Source organism: Promicromonospora citrea (assembly GCF_013004695.1).
GTDB classification, from domain to species: domain Bacteria; phylum Actinomycetota; class Actinomycetes; order Actinomycetales; family Cellulomonadaceae; genus Promicromonospora; species Promicromonospora citrea.
Window position 1 is genome coordinate 1 of sequence record NZ_JABEMG010000029.1, and the last position, 16,457, is coordinate 16,457.

The 16,457-nt window shown below is 74.1% G+C and carries 16 protein-coding genes; 10 read left to right on the forward strand and 6 right to left on the reverse strand.

Annotated features, from left to right (window positions below; all coding sequences use genetic code 11):
- Positions 1 to 130: 130 nt before the first annotated feature.
- The 3 genes from HLB15_RS08105 to HLB15_RS08115 all read right to left on the reverse strand — a co-directional run bounded on the left by HLB15_RS08105 (position 131) and on the right by HLB15_RS08115 (position 2,138).
- Entirely contained in the window at positions 131 to 826 is a 696-nt protein-coding gene (locus HLB15_RS08105; protein WP_229785695.1) for a haloacid dehalogenase type II, read from the reverse strand.
- A 39-nt stretch (positions 827 to 865) separates the two neighbouring features.
- A complete protein-coding gene (locus tag HLB15_RS08110; RefSeq protein WP_171104798.1) occupies positions 866 to 1,513 on the reverse strand; it encodes a CatB-related O-acetyltransferase in 648 nt (215 codons plus the stop codon).
- Positions 1,514 to 1,625: 112 nt separating this feature from the next.
- Complete coding sequence (locus HLB15_RS08115) at positions 1,626 to 2,138, reverse strand: small multidrug efflux protein (RefSeq protein WP_171104799.1); 513 nt, start codon at positions 2,136 to 2,138, stop codon at positions 1,626 to 1,628.
- Between the two features lie 162 nt (positions 2,139 to 2,300).
- On the opposite strand from HLB15_RS08115, the gene HLB15_RS08120 reads away from it, so the two are divergent.
- From HLB15_RS08120 to HLB15_RS08130, 3 genes are all read left to right on the forward strand, one after another.
- Entirely contained in the window at positions 2,301 to 3,539 is a 1,239-nt protein-coding gene (locus HLB15_RS08120; RefSeq protein WP_171104800.1) for a sensor histidine kinase, read from the forward strand.
- On the forward strand, positions 3,536 to 4,138 hold the full coding sequence (locus HLB15_RS08125) for a response regulator transcription factor (RefSeq protein WP_171104801.1): 603 nt from the start codon (positions 3,536 to 3,538) through the stop codon (positions 4,136 to 4,138). Before HLB15_RS08120 ends, HLB15_RS08125 begins: the two co-directional genes overlap by 4 nt.
- 86 nt (positions 4,139 to 4,224) lie before the next feature.
- On the forward strand, positions 4,225 to 4,917 hold the full coding sequence (locus HLB15_RS08130) for an NADPH-dependent F420 reductase (protein WP_171104802.1): 693 nt from the start codon (positions 4,225 to 4,227) through the stop codon (positions 4,915 to 4,917).
- A gap of 9 nt (positions 4,918 to 4,926) precedes the next feature.
- Here the strand turns inward: HLB15_RS08130 and HLB15_RS08135 are convergent, their stop codons facing one another.
- Positions 4,927 to 5,331, reverse strand: a complete 405-nt coding sequence (locus HLB15_RS08135; RefSeq protein WP_171104803.1) for a hypothetical protein — start codon at positions 5,329 to 5,331, stop codon at positions 4,927 to 4,929.
- Entirely contained in the window at positions 5,328 to 6,335 is a 1,008-nt protein-coding gene (locus HLB15_RS08140; protein WP_171104804.1) for an alpha/beta hydrolase, read from the reverse strand. The genes HLB15_RS08135 and HLB15_RS08140 overlap by 4 nt, the downstream gene beginning before the upstream one ends.
- 74 nt (positions 6,336 to 6,409) lie before the next feature.
- Here HLB15_RS08140 and HLB15_RS08145 point away from each other — a divergent pair, with 74 nt between their 5' ends.
- The 7 genes from HLB15_RS08145 (at position 6,410) to HLB15_RS08175 (ending at position 14,785) form a co-directional block, all read left to right on the forward strand.
- Complete coding sequence (locus HLB15_RS08145) at positions 6,410 to 7,342, forward strand: AraC family transcriptional regulator (RefSeq protein WP_171104805.1); 933 nt, start codon at positions 6,410 to 6,412, stop codon at positions 7,340 to 7,342.
- A 174-nt stretch (positions 7,343 to 7,516) separates the two neighbouring features.
- Positions 7,517 to 8,647 carry an ABC transporter permease gene (locus HLB15_RS08150; RefSeq protein WP_171104806.1) on the forward strand — a complete coding sequence of 377 codons (1,131 nt, stop codon included), beginning with the start codon at positions 7,517 to 7,519 and terminating at the stop codon, positions 8,645 to 8,647.
- A 13-nt stretch (positions 8,648 to 8,660) separates the two neighbouring features.
- The gene (locus tag HLB15_RS08155; protein WP_171104807.1) at positions 8,661 to 9,338 is read left to right on the forward strand and encodes an ABC transporter ATP-binding protein; all 678 of its coding nucleotides are present in this window, start codon (positions 8,661 to 8,663) and stop codon (positions 9,336 to 9,338) included.
- A gap of 16 nt (positions 9,339 to 9,354) precedes the next feature.
- Positions 9,355 to 9,954, forward strand: coding sequence for a TetR/AcrR family transcriptional regulator (locus HLB15_RS08160; RefSeq protein WP_171104808.1), 600 nt, complete (start codon positions 9,355 to 9,357; stop codon positions 9,952 to 9,954).
- A 62-nt stretch (positions 9,955 to 10,016) separates the two neighbouring features.
- A complete protein-coding gene (locus tag HLB15_RS08165) occupies positions 10,017 to 10,331 on the forward strand; it encodes a hypothetical protein (RefSeq protein WP_171104809.1) in 315 nt (104 codons plus the stop codon).
- Between the two features lie 30 nt (positions 10,332 to 10,361).
- Positions 10,362 to 10,793, forward strand: coding sequence for a hypothetical protein (locus tag HLB15_RS08170; RefSeq protein WP_189087164.1), 432 nt, complete (start codon positions 10,362 to 10,364; stop codon positions 10,791 to 10,793).
- A gap of 101 nt (positions 10,794 to 10,894) precedes the next feature.
- Positions 10,895 to 14,785 carry a S8 family peptidase gene (locus HLB15_RS08175; protein ID WP_171104810.1) on the forward strand — a complete coding sequence of 1,297 codons (3,891 nt, stop codon included), beginning with the start codon at positions 10,895 to 10,897 and terminating at the stop codon, positions 14,783 to 14,785.
- 28 nt (positions 14,786 to 14,813) lie between these two features.
- On the opposite strand, the gene HLB15_RS08180 is transcribed toward HLB15_RS08175, so the two are convergent.
- Positions 14,814 to 16,421, reverse strand: coding sequence for an MFS transporter (locus tag HLB15_RS08180; protein ID WP_229785696.1), 1,608 nt, complete (start codon positions 16,419 to 16,421; stop codon positions 14,814 to 14,816).
- Between the last annotated feature and the right edge of the window lie 36 nt (positions 16,422 to 16,457).

A 16,457-nucleotide genomic window follows, 5' to 3' on the forward strand; every position in this document is an offset into this window, starting at 1 on the left:
AACACGGCGAAGCTCCTGCGGTGAAGGCTGTCTTGGCGGACTGCTCTCAACTACAGGAGCTTCGCTGCTGCTACCAGCACAAACACGGTCTTGACACCACACGCAACGCCCTAACTTCCCGGCATTGCCCCTAGCTGCCGGCGACCAGCTGCGCGTGCAGGTCCGCGAGGTCGCGCGCGTACAGGTCGAAGGCGTCGTCCGGCCGAGGTTCGTCACCGTTCTCGCGCGGCACGTACGCGGTGCGCATCCCGGCGGCGGCGGCCGCCCGCAGGTCCCACGCGTGGGCGGCGACCATGTACGGCGTGTCCGACCCCGACGACGCGCACGCGAACGCGAGCTCGTAGACCGCGCGGGCCGGCTTGTAGGTGCCGGCGTCCTGCGCCGAGAGCACCTGGTGCCAGCGCAGCCCGGCACGGGCGCCGAACCCGGTGAGGTCGCGGCGGCTCGCGTTCGACAGCGCGACCAGCGTCACGTGGTCCGCCAGCCGGTCCAGCCCCGCGACCGAGTCGGGCCAGGGCCGCTGCCACTGCGAGGCGTCCGCGAGACCGTCGGCGGACTCCTGCGGCAGCAGGCCCTGCGCGACCAGCAGGCTCACCGCCTCGTGGTCGAGCTCGTGGCTCGGCACGAACGGTCGGGCGCCGTCGGCGACCGCCTGCTCCTGCTCCCCCACGTGGTCGAGCCACCGCCCGGCCACGTCCGCGGCAGCGGCCTCGTCGAGCCCCGCGACCTCCCCGAGCCGGCGCCGCAGGCTCCCCACCTGGTCGACGACGGTGCCGAGCACGTCGAACACGAGAACGGGGCGGGTCTGAGCGACGGGCATCTCCATGTGCCCCACCGTAACGACGGGCGGCGCGGCTCGCCGTCGCTACTCCCCCGCCAGCCGCTCGATGTCCCGGGGCGTGCCCGCCATGATCGTCGCGGCGTGCTCGGTGATCTTCTCGGTCGGCCAGTCCCACCAGCGCGCCGCCAGCAGCCGCTCGACGTCGGCGGGCTCGAAACGCATCCGGACCGGACGGGCCGGGTTGCCCGCGACGATCGTGTACGGCTCGACGTCCTTGGTCACCACGCTGTGCGCGCCGACCACCGCGCCGTCGCCGATGGTGACGCCCGGCATGATCGTGGCGTCCCGGCCGATCCACACGTCGTTGCCGACGACCGTGTCCCCGGGCTGCTCGATCGCGAGGAACGCGTCGAGGGTGTTCTCGGTCCACGTGCCGCCGAACATCGTGAACGGGAAGGTCGACGGGCCGGCCATCGGGTGGTTGCCACCCGGCATGAGGAACGACGCGCCGGGCGCGATCGCCGTGAACCGGCCGATCACGAGCCGCTGCGGTCCGTACAGGTACCGGACGTTTGCCTTCTCGAACGGCGGCCGGTGGCCCTCGTCGTCGTAGTAGGTGTACTCGCCCACCTCGAGGTACGGGGAGGTGACCTCGGTGCGCAGGAAGACGACGTTGGTCAGGTCGTCACGCGTGGACGGGTTCCGCTTCGCGGGATCGGGCACGTGGGACATCAGCACTCCTCGTCGGGTGTCGGCCGACAGGACCCTAGCCGCGCCCCCTCCCACCCCGCACGACAAATCGCCGAGGTAGTCACGTGACTACCTCGGCGGGAAGGGGGGTGGGTCAGCGGACCGCGCCGAGCACGCCCGTGACGAGGAGCGCCGTCAGCGTCGTCCACCCGACGATCGCCACCGCCTGCCAGACGAGGACCCGCGCCTTGCCGACCCCGGTGGCCGCGAGCATCGTGGCGGTGAAGTGCGTGGGCAGCAGCAGCGGACCGAGCAGGCTCACGCCCGGCACGCCGTACCGCTCGTACGCCCGCGTGAACTTCGCCCGCCGGGCAGCACGGCGCTCGTCCTCCGGCGCCTCCGCCACCGCCACGGAGCCCGCGCGCCGGCGGGCGACGACGGCCTGGCGCGCGCCCGAGCCGAGCAGGACGAGCCCCGCCACGACGAGGAAGTTGCCCGCCGCCGCGGCGACGGCGGCGACGACCGGGTGGATCCCGCTGACGATGCCGAGGACCGCGCCGCCCTCGCCCTCGACGTAGGGGATGGCGCCGGCGAGCGCGACGATCAGCGGTCGCACGAGGGCGGGCACCTGCCCGACGAGCTCCTGAAGGGTTCCGACGACGTCCATGGTCTGCTCCTGGGGGACGAGAGTGTCACCGTCGGGAGGCCCCGGCGGGTGCACCCAGTCCACCGCCCGGCACCCCCGGCCCAGAAGTGTCGTCACGTCACCGTCCCGCGGACGCCGGCGCACCCCCGGCCATGACATGTGTCATGGCCGTAGCCTGGGCGGATGAGCAGCAGGCCCGGGCCCACCGACCCCTCGCCGGAGCCCGGCGCCACCGCCGCGCTCCGGCTCACACGGAGCATCAGCGCCACGTGGTGGTACATCGCCGTGGCCATCGCCTTCTTCCAGCTCACCGTCGTCCTGCTCCTCGTCGACGCGCTCGTCACCGCACGGTTCGGCGTCACCACGGCCCGGCTGCTGGGCGCCGGCGGCCTGGTGTGGTGGGCCGTGACCCTGCTCCCGCTGCGGAGCTACCGGCACCGCGCGGAGGACGCGCCGCTCGTGGTGTGGCGGCAGCACCTGGCAGCCCTGGTGGTCTCCGCCGTCTACGGCGCGGTCGCGGGTCCGGTGACGGGGGCGTGGCTCTACGCCGTCCTGCCGCTGGCCCAGGCGCTCGTGCTGCTCAACTGGCCGCCCGGGGTGCGCGCACGGGTCACGCTCGCGGTCACGGCCCTTCTCGCGGCGCTCGCCGTGGTGGACGTCCACGCGGGCGCCAGCTCGCCCGACTGGTACCAGCTCGTGTTCTTCGCGGTGCTCCTGCCGGTCATGACCGTCTCCTCGTTGTGGTGGTGGGACGTGCTCGTGCGGCTCGACCGCGCCCGCGCGTCGGAGGCGCGCCTCGCCGCGACCCAGGAGCGGCTGCGCCTGGCCCACGACGTGCACGACCTGCAGGGGCACCACCTCCAGGTGGTCGCCCTGCAGCTCGAGCTCGCCGAGCGCCTCATGCCGCAGGACCCGGAGGCCGGCATGGAGCAGCTGCGCGCCGCACGGGCGAGCGTGGACGACGCCCGGCAGGGCACGCGCGACCTGGCCACCCGGTTCCGGTCGGTGCCGCTGCGGGACGAGCTCGCCAACGCCGCGGACCTCCTGCGCGCGGCCGGTACGTCGGTCCGGACGACGGTCGACCCGGGCGCCGACGACGCCCCCGCCGACGCCCTCGGCCCGGTGATCCGCGAGACGACGACCAACGTGCTGCGGCACGGCGGGGGGCGCTGGGCCCACCTCTCGCTCGCGCGCACGGACGGGGCGTGGCGGTACGAGATCGCCAACGACGTCGCCCGCCGGGGCGACGACGGCGTCCCGGACGGGTCGGGGGGCGCCGGCCTCGAGGGACTGGCGCGGCGCGCGGCCGACGTCGGCGGCGCGCTCGTGAGCCGCCGCGAGGGCGAGACGTTCACGGTCGTGGTCACGGTGCCCGACCGGCCGACGGAGCCCGCTGTGACGGACAAGGAGGCTGCCCGATGATCCGCGTGCTGCTGGCGGACGACGAGGGGATGATCCGGTCGGCTCTGGCCGCGCTGCTGCGCCTCGAGCCGGACATCGACGTCGTCGCGGAGGCCGCCGACGGTGCGCAGGCCGTGGCCGCCGCCGTCCGGCTGCAGCCGGACGTGTGCCTCCTCGACCTCGAGATGCCGGGGCTCGACGGCGTCCAGGTGACCGAGCAGCTCAACCGCACGGTGCCGACGCGGTGCGTCGTCGTCACGCGGCACGCGCGCCCGGGTGTGCTGCGGCGCGCGCTGGCCGCCGGCGCGGCGGGGTTCGTGCCGAAGTCACGCTCGGCGCACGAGCTGGCCGCCGTCATCCGGCGCGTGGCCGCAGGCGAGCGGTACGTCGACCCGGAGATCGCCGCCGACGCCCTGAGCGACGAGCGTCCGCCGCTGACCGACCGCGAGCTCGACGTGCTGCGCGCCGGGCGGCACGGTGAGACCACCGCCCAGATCGCGCGCAGCCTCTCGCTCGCGCCCGGCACGGTGCGCAACCACGTCTCGGCGGTGCTCGCCAAGCTGCAGGTCACCACGCGGCAGCAAGCGGTGCTGCTCGCCGAGGAGCGCGGCTGGATCTGACCGGCGCGCGTTGCGGGGGGTCTGTCACGACCCCGGCTCGCCACGGCCCTGGCCGCCACCCCGGCGCCCGGCCTAGCGTCGTGGACGTGACCACCATCGGCATCCTCGGCGCAGGCCAGGCCGGCAGCACCCTGGCGCAGGCGCTCGTGACGGTCGGCTACGACGTCGTCCTCGCCAACAGCCGCTCGCCCCGCACGCTCGAGCCGCTCGTGCGCGCGCTCGGCCCGCGGGCGCGCGCCGCGTGGGCCGCCGACGCCGCGGCGGCGGCCGACCTCGCGGTGACCGCGTTCCCGTACCGGCCCGACGACGAGCTGCCCGCCGCCGAGCTCGTGGGCAAGGTCGTCGTCGACACGAACAACTACATGGCGTGGCGCGACGGCACGTGCCCCGACGTGGAGGCCGGCCGCGTCACGGTGCACGAACTGCGTCAGCGCCGGCTGCCGACCTCACGGGTCGCCGCCGCGTTCACGCACGTCCAGTTCCACCCCCGCTCGCCGCTGCGGGTGCCGAGCGACGCCGTGCCCGCCCTGGTCCGCCTGTCCCGCCCGGCCGGCGTACCCGACCGGAAGGCGCTCGTCGTCGCGAGCGACCACCCCGACGCCGTCCGGGCCGTGGCGGAGCTGTACGACGCGCTCGGCTACGACGCCGTCGGCCTCACCCCGCTGAGCGAGTCGTGGCGCGTCGGGCCGGGCACGCCCGCGTGGAACGCCTCGTTCGACGGGCAGACCCGCGACGAGCTCGTCCGCAACCTCGACCGGGCGCGCCGCGCGGTGCGCTGAGGTCACGCGTCAGCCTGCCTCGGCGGCCATCGCTCGCAGCAGCGCCAGGGCCTCACGGGTTCGTGCGGCGTCCTCCTCCTGCGCGCCGCGCTGGTCGTGCGGCGCGGCCGCGACGAGCCGCTCGCTGACGGACAGCGCCCAGGCACATCGCTCGACCAGGTACCGGAGCGTCTCGACGTCGAGCTCGAGGTCGAACGCCGCGTCACGCGGCGGCCAGCCCACCGGCCCTTCACCACGCCGCGGGTGTGCGCGGCACAGCTCCCAGCCGCGGGCACGCAGGCCCCGGGCACGCACCACCTCCGACGCGTCCAGGTCGTGCCCGTCGTGGATCAGACGGTGGACCTCGTTGTCGAGCACACCGTCGACGACGAGCCAGACGCCGACCGTCAGCCGGGTCGGTGAGGTCGCACTCATGAGGGCTCCTGTTCGTTGCGGGCGGGCGGCGCCGATTCTTCCGGACCGCCCGCCACCCGGGCCAGGGGCTCGCCTGCCTCCTCCGCCGCCAGGTACCGCCCGTAGAACTCCGCCAGCCGGTCGACCGCCTGGTCGACGTACTGCGGGCGGTCGTAGAGGTCGTAGTGGCCCGCGCCGTCGACCACGAGCAGGTCCTTCGGGCCCGCCGCGCGGCGGTACAGCTCGTGCCCGTCCCGGTCGGACCCGGCGGCGCCGACCCGGTTCCCGACGACCACCTGGAGCGGCTGCGTGAGCAGCTCCTCGGCCAGGTGGAAGGCGTCGAAGCCGAGCAGCAGCGCCGCGCTGCGGTACAGGAGCTGGTTCGACGAGCGCGGGTGCGCGCCCCGGGGCGTGCGGTAGTAGTCGATCGCGTCCATGACGTCGGTGTCCCCGAGCCCTGCCCGGACACCGTCCTCCGCCGTCGCCGGCGTCCACGGCACGACGAGCGGCTCGGCGCCCTGCGCCTCGGCGGTCCGCTGCCGCGCGACGGCCGCGAGGCTCGCGGCGAGGTCGCCCGCCGGGCCACCGGCCTCGCGGTACGCGCGGCCGAGGTTGACCACGGAGACCGCCCCGACGGCCGCGATGCGGTGGTCGGTCAGGGCGGCGTTGACCGCGTAGCCGCCGCCCGCGCAGATCCCGAGGACGCCGATGCGGTCGGCGTCCACGAAGCCGAGGGAGGCCAGGTGGTCGACGGCCGCGTGCACGTCCGCCACGCGCGCGGCCGGGTCCTCGAGGAAGCGCGGCGCGCCGCCGCTCTCCCCCTGGTAGGACGCGTCGTAGGCGAGGGCGACGTACCCGCGCTCCGCCATCCGCCGGGCGTAGAGGCCCGCCGTCTGCTCCTTGACGCCGCTGCCCGGGTGCACGGTCACGACCGCCGCGTACCGCTCACGCTCGTCGAACCCCGGCGGGAGGTGCAGGTTCCCGACCATCTCGATGCTGCCGTTGTTGAAGGTGACTCGTTCCATGCCTCCAGCCTGAGGGCAGGGCGCCGCACTGTGAATGCTTCTGGATCGCCCGAACTTGAACTAGAGTCCGGTCCATGGCCGTCGACCCGCTCTCCGAGATCCTGGCGCTCGCCGACGCGCGGTGCGTCGTCACGGGCGAGCTGCGCGCGGGTGGAGCGTGGTCGGTCCGGTTCCCGACGGACGCCCCGGTCAAGCTCGACGCCGTGGTACGCGGTTCGTGCTGGCTCGTCGCCGACGACGAGCCGCCCCTGCACCTGACGGCCGGTGACGCCGTGGTGCTCAACGGCGTGCGGACCATGGTGCTGACCAGCGACCCCGCGCTCCGCCCCGTCGAGGCCCCCGGAGCAGAGCCGGGTGCGGACGCCGTCGTCCGGTACGGCGACGGCGACGACGCCGCCGTGCTCGGCGGGCACGTCGAGCTCGACCCGGCGTCCGCCGGGCTGTTCACCGCCGTCCTGCCCCGGGTGCTGCGGACCGGGGCGGACAGCACGGAGGCCGGGGAGATCCGCCGTCTGCTCGAGCGGGTGTCCGGCGAGCTGACGGACGACCGGCCCGGTGCGGCCTTCGCCGCCGACCAGCACGCACAGCTCCTCCTGCTGCACGTGCTGCGCGCCGGCCTGGGGTCCGACGCCCTGGACAGGCCGGGCTGGCTGCGCCTGCTCGCCGACCCGGTGCTGCGTCCGGCCGTCGTGCTGATGCACGCCGAGCCGGGCCGCGGCTGGGGCCTGGCCGAGCTCGCGGCCGCCGTGGGGATGTCGCGCAGCCACTTCGCCCACCGGTTCCGGGCGGTGGCGGGCGAGCCGCCGCTCACCTATCTGGCGCGGTGGCGGATCCGGCTGGCCCGGCGCGCCCTGCGCGACACCACGACGACGGTCGCCGCCCTCGCGACGCGCCTCGGCTACGCCTCGGAGAGCTCGTTCAGCCACGCCTTCACGCGAGCCGTCGGCGTCTCGCCGAGCCGCTACCGGCGGACGGCGCGCCCCGGTGAGCCGGCCCGGGCCAGATGACTACCTCGCCGGATGACTACCTCGCCAGGTGACTACCTCGAGCTCGCGACGGCGACTGCGGCCCACCCGGCCCTCGGTCGCGTCGAGTGGATCGCGTCACAGCCGTCCCGCACTCCGCCGACCTCGCGGTAATCTTGCCGACATAATGTCGATAAACCTCGGCGGTGAGCCGACGTGTTCCTAGCCTGGCGAGAGCTGTCCTTCGCACGGGGCCGGTTCGCCCTCATGGGCTCGGTCGTGGCCCTCATCGGGCTGCTCATGGTCCTCCTGTCCGGCCTGTCGGTCGGCCTGGTCAACGACGGCGTCTCGGGGCTGCAGAAGCTCCCGGTGTCGTCCTTCGCCTTCCAGTCCGAGGTCGACAAGACCTCGGCGTTCTCCCGTTCCGTCGTGGACGTGGACGTGGCCCAGCAGTGGGCCGACCGCGACGGTGTCGCCGAGGCGACGCCGTTCGGCAACACCCTGGTCAACACCACCACGGACGACGACGTGGACATCGACCTCGCGCTGTTCGGTGTCGAGCCGGGCTCCTGGCTGGCCCCCGAGGCCACGACCGGAGCGGCCCTGGCCGGCCCCGGCGAGATCGTGCTCGCGGGCACGCTGCAGGACGAGGGCGTCGCCGTGGGCGACGTCGTCACCGTCGACCAGATCGGCACCGAGCTCGAGGTCGTCGGCTTCCTCGACGGCCAGCACACCTACGGGCACGTCGACGTCGGGTACGTCGACCTGACCACCTGGCAGGAGGTGCGCGCAGGCGTCCGGCCGGGCGAGCCCGTCCCCGACCACGTCCACGACGACGCGACCGCCGTCGCGGTCCGGTTCGCCGACGGCGCCGACGTCGACCTGGCGGCGGCCGACGCCGCGCTCGGCACGACGTCGATGACGCTCGAGCAGTCGTTCGGGGCCTCCCCCGGCTACACGGCCGAGATCTCGACGCTGCAGATGATCCAGTGGTTCCTCTACGTCATCTCCGCGCTCGTCGTCGGGGCGTTCTTCACCGTCGTGACGATCCAGCGCAGGCACGAGATCGCGGTGCTCCGCGCCGTCGGCGCGAGCACGCGCTACCTGCTGCGCGACAGCCTCACGCAGTCGGCGGTGCTCCTGGTGGGCTCCACCGTGGTGGGCGTCGGTGCCGGCCTGCTGCTCGGGGCGGGCATCTCGTCGTCGCCCATGCCGTTCGCCCTCGAGGCGGCACCCGTGGCCGCCGCGGCCGCGCCGCTCGTCGTCCTCGGCATGATCGGCGCGGCGATCGCCGTCCTCCGTATCACGCGGGTCGACCCGCTGACCGCCCTGGGAGGCTACCGATGAGCACGACCACACCGTGGCGACCCGCACCGGGCTCGAGATCGCCGGCGTCACGCTGGTGCACGGCGACGGCGAGAGCACCGTCACGGCGCTCGACGACGTCTCGCTCACGGTCGCGGCCGGCGAGTTCGTCGCCGTCGTCGGCCCGTCGGGGTCCGGCAAGTCGAGCCTGCTCGCGGTCGCGGGCGGCCTCATCACCCCGGACTCCGGTCGGGTCCGCATCGGGGACACCGACCTCACCGGGCTCAGCGCGCGCCGCCTGGCCGAGGTGCGCCGCACGCGCATCGGGTTCGTGTTCCGAAGCGGCAACCTGCTGCCGTCGCTCACCGCGGTGGACCAGCTGCGCCTGCCGCTCACCCTCGGGCGCGTGGCCCGCCCGCGCGACCCGATGGAGCTCCTGGCCGACGTCGGGATGACGCACCGCGCCCACCGCCCGGACAAGCTCTCGGGCGGCGAGCGCCAGCGCGTCGGCATCGCCCGCGCGCTCATGACGAGCCCCGACCTGCTCCTGGTCGACGAGCCGACCGCGGCGCTCGACCGGCACCGCAGCCAGGAGGTCGTCGCGCTGCTCGCCCACGAGGCGCACGCCAACGGGGTGGCTACGGTGATGGTGACGCACGACCACGACGTGCTGAGCCACTGCGGCACCGTCTATCGGATGATGGACGGCATCCTGGAGGTAGCAACCGACTGAGAGACCTGGAGGTACCGTGCCGCGCATCACCGCAGCGACCGTCGCCGAGCACCGGCAGAACCAGCGCAGGGCGGTGCTGGAGGCGGCACGGTCCCTCCTCGCCGAGACCGGCCAGGCACCCTCGCTCGCGGCGGTGGGCAAGCGGGCCGGTCTCGCGCGCACCAGCGTCTACGAGTACGCGCGCTCCCGCGAGGACCTGCTCGCGGCGGTCGTCGCGGACGTCTTCCCCGACTGGACGCGCCGCATCCGCAGCGCGATCGACGCCGCGCCGACGCCCGGCGAGAAGGTGTGGGCGTACGTGGAGAGCAACGTCGCGTTCTTCGGCGGGTCCGAGCAGGCCGTCGCTCGGGCGCTGGGCAGCGTCGTCGAGCCCGCGGTGCTGCGCGGCCCCATGCAGGACTTCCACACCGCGCTGCAGGAGCCGCTGCGCGACGCGCTGCGCGAGCTGGGCGACCCGGACCCCGACACGACGGCGGACATCGTCGACGCCATGCTGCTGAGCGCCACCCAGGAGATCCGCGGGCGGCAGCGTGAGGCCACCACGCAGGAGCGGGAGGCGGCACTGGCGCCCCTGCGCCGGCTGCTGGGGCCGTACCTCGGGCTGCCGCAGGACTGACCACCGCCCTCCCAGGCGCTGACCGAATAGAACATCTGTTCGACATACGGCACACTCGGCGCATGCACGACCGCACCACCGGCACCACCAGCCCGGCCCCAGGCTTCCACGACCCGACCCACCACAGCTGGGACTCCTCCCGCGACCGGTGGCAGCGGCTGCTCAACGAGCAGCCGATCCCCCGCCGGCGGGCGCAGCGCGACTGCTGGGTGCCCGTCAGGGCCCGCCTGGTGTGGGAGCGCGACGGCATCGAGTACCGCGACACGATCGCCTACGCGTGGGCGCCGCGCCGGCTCGTGCTGGTCGAGGTGCTCGACCTGCGGCGGTGGGCCAAGGGGGCCTGGCTGCACGTCGCGGACGCGCCGCGGCGGTCGTGACCTGTGGGACGCGACCTGTTGAATGGGCCCATGACGACGCGCAACCCGTACCTCACCGCCCTGGCCACGTTCACCCTGGCGGCGCTGTCCGTGGCGACCTGGTGGGCACTGGGCCAGGACACGACGCAGCACGTCGACCCGTCCACCGGCGACGCGTCGGGCCCGTACGGTCCCGTCCAGGTGATCGCGTGCGTCGTCGCGCTGGTCGCGCTGGTGGTGATCGGCACCGTCCTCCTGCCGGCCTGGCTCGCGGTGCTCGGCGTGGCGCTCCCCTTCACCGCAGCCTGGTCCTACCAGGCGGCCGCCACCGACGACTCCGGGCTCTGGGCGGTCGGCGCCGTCCTGGTGCTGCTCGGGACCCTGGTCGGCGGCACGATCGTCGCGGCGGTCACGCGGCATCTGGTGCGGAGCCGACCCGGCCGGCGATCGGGCCGAACCCGACACTTCCGTCGGTTCCGATGAAACGTTTTTGTCATCTCTCCGTCACATGACCGCACCCGACGACTGCCAGCGTCTCCCGCGACAGGTCCGGCATCCCGGACCGCAGAGCACTGGAGTTCGTCGTGAGAAGACACAGATCGGTCGTCGCGGCCACTGCTGCCGCCCTCGTCGTGGGCGTCCTGCCCACGGCGGCCGCCGAAGACGCCACGCCTCCCCCCGCGCCGCCGGGCGCTTCCGCCGCCGGCCAGTCGCCGCCCTCGGTCCCCGACACCGATGTCACCCTCATCACCGGCGACCGGGTCACCACCGGCACCGCCGCCGACGGCACACCCGTCGTCGGGTTCGAGGCGGCGCCGCGGCCCGACGGGATGCCCGTCACCTACGACGCCTTCGGTGACACCGCAGGCCACTACTTCGTCATCCCGTCCGACGTGGCGGGCCTCGTGCCCGACCAGCTGGACCTCCGGCTGTTCGACGTGGCCGCGGTGGACAAGGCGGCAGGCCGCGACAACCCGCTCCCGGTGATCGTGCAGACCACCACGGCCACGGCCGCCCGTGCGGCCGCGCCGACCTGGCGCACGCTCGACGTCGAGGCGGACCGCACCCTCGAGTCCATCGACGCGGTCGCGGGCGACGTCCCTGCCGAGGGCGCACCCGCCCTCCTGGACGCCGTCAAGGACGGCGCGACCGTCGGCAAGGTGTGGCTCGACGCCCCGCTGGAGGTGTCCGACGCCGACTCCACGCCGCAGATCGGCGCCACCGATGCGTGGGCGGAAGGCGTGGACGGCACAGGAGTGACCGTCGCGGTGCTCGACTCGGGCATCGACACCGGCCACCCGGACCTCGACGAGGGCGTCGTCACCCTGGAGCAGGACTTCACCGGCTCCGGGAGCACGACCGACGTGCTCGGCCACGGCACGCACGTCGCCTCCATCATCGCCGGGACCGGCGAGGCCTCCGACGGCGAGAACCGCGGCGTCGCGCCCGGCGCCCGTCTGCTCAACGCCCGTGTGCTGAACGACGAGGGCCAGGGCGAGGAGTCGTGGGCCATCGACGCCATGGAGTGGGCGGCGTCCAACGGCGCCGACGTCATCAACATGAGCCTCGGGGTGCGCGGTGGGTACACCGACGGCACCGACCCGTCCGCGCTCGCCGTCGACTCGATCTCGGCGCGTTACGACACGCTCGTGACGATCGCCGCCGGCAACGAGGGCAACGGCGGCACGCCGTTCACCGTCACCACCCCCGGCACCGCCGACTCGGCCCTGACCGTCGGCGCGGTGTCGGACGACGACCGCATCGCCTCCTTCTCCTCCATGGGACCGCGGTACGGCGACCTGGCCATCAAGCCCGACATCACGGCGCCCGGCGACGGCATCGTCGCGGCGCGCGCCGCGGGAACCTCCATCGGCGAGCCGGTCGGCGACCGGTACGCAGCGATGTCCGGCACCTCGATGGCGACCCCCCACGTCGCCGGCGCGGCCGCCCTGCTCAAGCAGGCGCGACCGGACCTGGACGGCGAGGCCATGAAGTCCGTGCTCATGGGCTCGGCCGAGCCGACGGGCAACTCGGTGTTCGCCGAGGGCGCCGGCCGCACCTGGGTGCCGGGCGCGCTCGAGCAGACCGTGTGGGCCACGCCCGCGTCGCTCTCGTTCGGCCTGTTCGACGACCTGCGCGCCGACCAGGAGCCCCGGACCCAGACCGTGACGTACACGAACGACTCGGACACCGACGTCGAGGTGACGCTCAGCCTCTCCCTCAACGCCGGGGACGGTGAGCCGGTCCCGGCCGGGGTGGGCACGCTGTCCACCGACAGCCTGACCGTCCCCGCCCACGGGACCGCGTCGGCCGACGTGACGATCGATCCCCGCGCGGACGACCCCGACCTGTTCGCCGGCGTGCTCCGCGCCTCCGGCACCGGGTTCCCCGCCGTGCGCACGGTGCTCGCCTTCCAGGTGGACCCGGACATGTACACGCTGCGCATCGAGGCCGACCGCTTCCGCGGGACGCCCGCGAACAACCCCGACTCCGGCTGGATCCACGGCATCGACGACCCGAACGTGAACCAGTGGTTCCAGTTCACGGACGGTGTCGCCGAGGTGCGGCTCCCGGCCGGCCGGTACGCCGTGCAGGGGCAGCTGTTCGACGCGGTCTCCCCGGACGCCGACTTCCTCGACACCGTCGTGACCTTCGCCCAGGACGCCGACCTGACGACCAGCGGCGCCACGCTCGTGCTGGACGGCGAGCCCGTCCCCGTCCGCGCCGAGACGCCGCGGAAGGCCCGGCCCCGCGCGCTCAGCGCGGACGTGATCCGCATGCTGCCCGGCCGGGAGTGGCCGGTGATGACGAGCGTCTCGGCCAGCACAGGCGACTACATCGGCGGCATGGACCTCGACGCGTACGTGCTGCGCGAGACGACCCCGCTCGCGGGCGACCTCACGGTGACGTCGCGGTTCCTCCTGGACCAGCCGCTGCTCGACGTCTCGACGCACGGCAAGGGCAAGCCGCTCGACGTGTCCCGCGATCTGGCCTACGCGGTGCGCTCGCCCAAGTACGACGGCGCGCTGTCGGCGCGGATCGTGGACGGCGGCACGGGCACGCCCGAGGAGCTCGCCGCCGTGCAGGCGAAGGGCGCCGTCGTGCTGATCGAGGACACCGGCGACCCGTCGCTGAACCCGCAGTCGCAGGCCGCCCGTGACGCCGGGGCCGCGGCCCTGGTCGTGTACGGCTCGACGCCGGGGCCGTTCTTCCACCAGGTCGACAACTACACGATCAACACGATGGAGGACCAGGCGCTGCCGACCCTCACGCTGCGGCGCGACATCGCCCAGGCCCTGCTGGACGCGGGACGGCGCGGTGCCACGCTGCGCGGCACGGGCCGCGTGACCCCGGCCTACCAGTACGTGCTCGGTTACCACGAGGACGGCCGGGCGGTACCCCGGTCGCTCACGTACCGGTCGTCGGCCAAGGATCTCGCCGAGGTCGAGACCGAGCTGCGCTCGACCACGCCGTTCCCCGCAGGGGTCCGCATCGCCGAGCAGGTCACGATCACCAGCGGCACCACGCTGAGCGGCTGGCAGGTGACGTGGCCGGACGGGCCGGTCACCGGCCGCACGGTGTACTACTCGACCGAGCCCGGCGTGCAGTTCCGGCGCGACGCCACCGCGGCACAGGGCCTCAACGCCTGGCCCGCGTGGATGCTCGGGCAGCCGGTCACGTACTCGCCCGGCCGGCAGCCGAAGGAGACCTACAACACCGCGGTGTACCACGGTGGTCTCTGGCCCGCCCCGGCGTCGCCGCAGGAGGCGGCGGTCCACCGCGACGGCAGCACCCTCGCGGTCGACCTGCCCTACCGGGTCGACGGCGCGGGCCACGCCCAGGAGTGGGGTCCGGACCAGTCCTCGACGGGCCGGTTCCGGGTCTGGCAGGGTGACGACCTGCTGGTCGACGACGCGTCCGGCACCTTCACGACCCAGGACGTCGGCACCGGCACCGACCGCTTCCGCATCCGGCTGGAGACGCAGCGCGAGGAGCCGTGGTGGCCGCTGGCGACCGACGTGACCACCGAGTGGGGGTTCACCTCCGGCCGCACGACGGCGCCTGAGGTGCTGCCGCTGCTCCAGCTCGACTACGGGGTGCAGGGCCTGGACGTGCACAACACCGCGGACCGGCGCGCCACGCTGGACCTGCGGGTCTCGCACCAGGACGGCGCGTCCGGGGCCGCCCCCGTGACGAGCGTCGAGCTGTGGTCCTCGACGGACGGCGGCGCGCACTGGACCCCGGTCCGCGTCGAGCCGGCCGGCGGACCGGGCAAGCCAGGTGGACCGGGCAAGCCGGGTGAGCCCGGAAAGCCCGGGAAGCCGGGCCAGGGCGCCGAGGGCGCGTACACCGCGACGGTCACGGCCCCGCCCGGTGCGACCACGGTGTCGCTGCGCTCCGAGGTCCGGGACGCCGCGGGCGCCACGTTCTCGGAGACGGTGATCGACGCGTACGCGGTCGGCACCGGACGCTGAGCGGTCCGACCTCGCCGGGACCTGTGCCTCAGGCGGCGCCGGTGTCGGACGCCGCGGGCAGCGCGGGCTCCGGTCGCTTGCCCAGCGGGATCGTGGTGAGCAGGCCGACCACCAGCACGGCCACACCGACCCACGCGGCGTGGGACACGCCCTGGGTGAGCGCCGCGCGGGCCGCCTCCGCGACGGCAGCCGTCGCGGGGTTCTCCGAGAGCGGGCCGATCAGGGCGCCCGCCGAGTCCGACACGGCGTCGACGAGCTTGCCGAGGCCGGGGTCCGCCGCGACCTGGTCGGCCGTGCGCGCCTCCGTGCCGGTCCGCAGCGTCGTGAACAGCACGGTGCCGAGGATCGCGATGCCGAGCGAGGAGCCGACCTGGCGCGCCGTCGACTGGGTGGAGGACGCCTGGCCCGACCGGTCGAGCGGCACGTCCACGAGGATGAGCTGCGTGAGCTGCGCCGTCGCGAAGCCGACGCCCATGCCGTAGAAGAACAGGGGCACGCCCGAGGCCCACGCGGACGAGTCGGGCCGGACGAGCAGGGCCAGCGCCGCGAGCGAGACGATCTCGAGCACGATGCCGAGACGCACGAGCTGCACGGCCGACAGGTGCCGGGACAGCGAGCGCACGGCGCCCGTGGCCAGGAACGAGCCGACGGCGAGCGGCAGGAGCGCGAGGCCGGCCCGGAGCGCGTCCATGCCGAGCACGGACTGGAACCACAGCGGCAGGGACAGGATGAGGCCGAACTCGCCGAGCGAGACGGTCAGGGCCGTGACGTTGCCGGTGGCGAAGGAGCGGATGCGGAACAGCGAGACGTCGAGCAGCACGGACCGCCCCGCCGCGACCCGGGCGCGCTCCCGCAGCACGAGCGCGGCCAGCACGAGGACGGCGAGGACGACGACGAGCGGGATGACGCTGAGGCCGCCGAGCGTCACGGGCGCCGCGTCGGTGGGCTGCCACCAGCCGTAGGTGCGGCCCTCGATGAGCGCGAAGACGAGCAGACCGAACCCGAGCACCGACATCGCCGCGCCCACCCAGTCGGTGAAGCGGCCGGTCTCGGCCTGCCGGGACTCGGCGACGCAGAGCAGCACCCCGACGACGACCAGCGCGCCGAACGGCACGTTGATCCAGAAGGCCCAGTGCCAGGAGTACGCGGAGGTGAGCCAGCCGCCCAGGACCGGTCCGACGGCGGCCATCGAGCCGATGGTCGAGCCCCACACCGCGAACGCGATCCCGCGCTCCGTGCCGCGGAACGTGGCGTTGAGCAGGGCGAGCGTGGTCGGCAGGATCATCGAGCCGCCGATGCCCTGCAGCGCACGCGCGGCGACGAGCCAGGTGCCGGTCGGTGCGAAGGCGCACAGGACGCTCGCGCCGACGAAGAGCACGAGCCCCACGACGAGGAGACGGCGACGACCGAGGCGGTCGCTCATCACGCCCCACACCATGAGCAGCGCCGCGAAGACGAGGGTGTAGACCTCCTGGATCCACTGCACCTGGGTGGTGCTCAGATCGAGGGATGCCACGATCTCCGGTGTCGCGACGGCGACGATCGTGGAGTCCATGATGATCAGGGCCACGCCGAGCGAGATCGCGGCGAGCCCCCACCAGCGCAGCCGGTGGAATCGTTCGGGAACCTGTGTCACATCTCCATCGTACGCTCTTTCCGACAACCTGTCGGA